General features: G+C 75.1%; 2 protein-coding genes. One reads left to right on the forward strand and one right to left on the reverse strand.

Features of this window, described 5'->3' with window-relative positions:
- Positions 1-189: 189 nt before the first annotated feature.
- Positions 190-1,464, reverse strand: a complete 1,275-nt coding sequence (locus KS423_RS40745) for a carbohydrate-binding protein (protein WP_224284770.1) — start codon at positions 1,462-1,464, stop codon at positions 190-192.
- Between the two features lie 197 nt (positions 1,465-1,661).
- Here KS423_RS40745 and KS423_RS40750 point away from each other — a divergent pair, with 197 nt between their 5' ends.
- Positions 1,662-3,713, forward strand: a complete 2,052-nt coding sequence (locus KS423_RS40750; protein ID WP_224284771.1) for an NB-ARC domain-containing protein — start codon at positions 1,662-1,664, stop codon at positions 3,711-3,713.
- Positions 3,714-3,796 lie beyond the last annotated feature (83 nt).

Consider the following 3,796-nt stretch of genomic DNA (forward strand, 5'->3'; position numbering starts at 1 on the left):
CGCACCGAGGCGGCGGTGGCCCGGCTGACCGCCGGCATCGCGCGCTGCGAGGCGGCCGGGCTGCCGGAGGCGGCGGAGGTGCTGGCCGAGCTGCGGGAGCGGTTCGCCGGGGAGTGACTGCGCTGCTGCGGGCCGGGGCCCAGGGGTCGTGAGACCCCGGGCCCCCGCCCGCAGCGGGACGAGGTTCCGTCAGCAGGGCCCGTCGTCGGCCCAGACGCCCCACTGGCCACTGGCGCTCGGCACCTCGTTCAGCGTCCACCACTTGGCGTGGTAGGCGTGCCCGTTGTACGAGACCTTGGCGCCGCCGTTGTAGGTGGTGCTCGCGCTCCACGCCGGGGCGGTGCAGGCGCCCGGGGTGCCCGGGCCGGTCGGCGAGGAGCTCGGGGTCGTGGTGGGCGGGGTCGCCCCGGCGAACTTCACCGTGTACCGGGTGAAGTCCCAGTCGTTCTGCACCACGCTGGAGCAGGAGCCGGACAGCCCCGGGTCGACGTTGCCCGCGCACTGGCGGTCCCGGTTGACCGACCAGTAGGTGTACCGGGCCAGGCCGTGCGCGGTGGCGAAGTCCAGCACGGTCTGGAAGTCGGACTGGTGGAAGTACTCGGCGGCGTCGGTGCGGCCGTTCATCAGCGACACGCCCTCGTGGGCGTACGCGGTGGCCTCGTTCCAGCCGAAGGTGGTCTGGAGGATCGCGTTGAACTTCACCAGCGCGTCGGTCTGCGCCGCGGCGCCGTTGAAGCCGCCGTCGAACGGCATGATCGAGTAGTTGTCCGGCGTGAAGCCCTGCGACTTGGCCTCGCCCAGCATCTGGGTGCCGAACCAGCCGGTTCCCGCGTTGGTGCCGGCGGTGGTGATCGAGACGTACAGGCCGGGGTTGTTCTGCTGGAGGATCTTCGCCGCGCCGATCTCGTTGTGGATGGCCGCGGTGTTCTCGTACTCCGGTTCCTCCAGGTCGAAGTCGATCGCCTTGAGGCCGTACTTGGTGATCACCTTCTGGTAGCCGGCGGCGGTCGCCTCGGGGGTGCCGCAGACCTGGCCCAGCTTGGTGCCGCCGTACCCGCCGACCGACACCGAGACGTCCCCGCCCTTGCCGCGGACGGTCTGGATGACGCCCGGCATGGTGGTGTCGGTGTCGATGGAGGAGGTGCCGCCCCAGGCGGGCGAACAGCTGTTGCCCTGGGCCAGGACGAACGCCAGCTGGAAGGCCTTCTGACCGGTGGCGTCCATGACGGCGGCGGCGTCCGGCGGGCTGTTGTCCTCGGGCATCAGGTACGGCGCCGAGGCGTACCAGTTGCTGCCGAGCCCTCCGGCGGTGGTGGCGCCGTCGGTGTCCGCGGCGGCGGAACCGGTGCCCGCCAGGGCGGCGACGCCGCCGGCGACCAGGCCGAGCGTGCCGGCCACGGCGAGCGCGGCGCGGCGCCCGAGCGGAGGCCGTGCGGTGTGCTGTGGGGTATGAGCGCGTTCCATGGGAAGCCCTTCCAGGAACCGGCAGTGGGGGAGGAGGCCTGCTCGCGCCGGGTGTGGGGGTGGCGTGGCGGCCGAACGGGCCGTCGGCGGCGGGTAGTTGCCGAAGGCCCTCACTGGTATAGACCTCTCGCGGAGGGTGGTCAACCCCAAAGAGGTCAAGCCGCGTCCGGCCGGCCGGCAGGCCCTAGAGTTGACGGGTGGCCAAGGAGAACACGAACCGCGTGGACGGGCAGGTGCGCGCCGGCGCCATCATCCAGGCGCACACCATCGAGCAACTGAACCTGACCCAGCAGGCGCCGCCCGAAATCCCCTGGCAGCTGCCGCCCGAACTGCCCCACTTCGCCGACCGGACCGGCGAGCAGGAGCAGGTCCTCGCCGCCACGTCCGAGGCGCCCGAGGCCGGCGGCCCGCTGGTGGTCGCCCTCAGCGGCATGGGCGGCATCGGCAAGACCGCCCTCGGCTTCCGGCTCGCCCGCTCCCTGCGCGAGCACGGCCGCTGCCCGGACGGCATCCTCCACCTCGACCTCGACGACCTGCGGCGGGACGGCGTCGTCGAGCTCGCCGACGCCCTCGGCGAGCTGACCCGGGGCCTCGACCCCGATGCGGTGCTCCCGCCCGGCTACGCCGACCGGCGCCGCCGCTACTGGACCGCCAGCCAGGACAAGCGCCTGGTGCTCGTCCTCGACAACGCCCGCAGCGGCGCCGAGGTGCTGCCACTGCTGCCCTCCTCGGCCGGCGGCATCGTCATCGTCACCAGCCACGGCCGCCTCCACGACCTCGACGGCACCCGCGCCGTCGAACTGCCCCTCGGCCCGCTCGACGGCGAGGACGCCACCGGCCTGCTGCGCGCCACCGTCTCCGACCCCCGGCTCGCCGCAGACCCCGAGGCCGCCGCCGAACTCGCCCGCCGCTGCGCCGGGCTGCCCGCCGCGCTGCACGTCGCCGGGCGCTGGGTGCGCCGCTACCGCAACCGCGAACTGCGCAGGCTCATGGAGGAGTTGACGGCCGAGCTGGACCGGGAGGGAGTGCCCGTGGTGGAAGCCGTCTGGGACGCCGCGTACGCGAGCCTGAGCCCCGGGGCGGCCCGGCTCTACCGGCTGCTGCCGCACCACCCGGGGCCGGTGGTCACGGTCGGGGCGGCCGCGGCCCTGCTGGGCGGCGGCGCACAGACCGCGCAGGACGCACTGGAGGAACTGGACGAGGCCGGACTGCTGCTGTCGCGGCCCGACGGACGGGGGCTGCACGACCTGATCCGCGGGCATGCCGCGCGGCGGTCCCAAGGCTCCGCCGAGGACGTCCCGGCCGCTCGGCGCCGCCTGGTCCGCTGGTACCGGCGGCAGGCCGCCCACGCGGACCTGGTCGCGGCCGGTCCGCGCCTGGTGGTGGCCCGGCCCCCGGTCGACGAGCCGGGGCTCGCCGAGACGCCCGACCTGTCGTTCGCCTCCCCGCACGAGGCCCTGCACTGGCTGGAGCGCGAGCACCTCGCCCTGTACGGCTGCGTGCGCATCGCCCACGAGGACGGCCTGGACGCCGACGCCGTCGCCCTGTGCGAACCGCTGTGGACGCACTTCCTCGACCACCAGCACTACGCCGACGTGATCGACGCCTTCACCCTCGGCGTCGCCGGCGCCGACCGGTCCGAGGACCCGCTCGCCGCCGTCCGGATGCGCTGCCAGCTCGCCCGCCCGCTCTGGGAACAGCGCCGCTACCAGGAGGCCGCCGAGCAGCTGCGGGGCGCCGTCCACCGCGCCGAACTGCTCGGCTCCACCGAGCCGGAGCGCAAGCTCCGCGCCTCCGCAGTCGAGTTCCGCGGCAAGCTGGCCTCCGTCCAGGGCGACTGGGCCGCCGCCGTTCCCGACTTCGAGGCGGCCCGCGCCGAGCACCTCGCCATCGGCAACACCTACGGCGCGATGCTCCAGACCTACCTGCTCGGCCGTGCCGCCCTCGCCCTCGGCGACCCCGGCCGTGCCGTCACCCTGCTCACCGAGGCGCACCGGGTCGCCACCGAGCTCCGGCGGGCCCGGATGGCCTCCCGCACCGCCTTCGAACTCGCCACCGCCCTGCGCGCGGCCGGTCGGCCGGAGGAGGCCGCGCCGCACTACCGGGCCGCCCTCGACGGTGCCCGCGCCCGGCACTCGGCCGCGGACGAACTGCGGGTCCTGGACGCGCTGGCGGACTTCCACCAGGAGCTCGGCGAGGCCGAGCGGGCGGCCGGCTACCGGGCGGAGGCGGAGCGCCTGCGGGGGTAGGACAGGCCCCGCGTGCCTGACGGCCGCGCTGCGCCGGTGGCGGCCGTCGGCCGGTCGGACGCGCAGGGGGGCGGGCCCGCGCC

It is taken from the genome of Streptomyces sp. LS1784 (assembly GCF_020103755.1).
In the GTDB taxonomy this organism is placed as follows: domain Bacteria; phylum Actinomycetota; class Actinomycetes; order Streptomycetales; family Streptomycetaceae; genus Kitasatospora.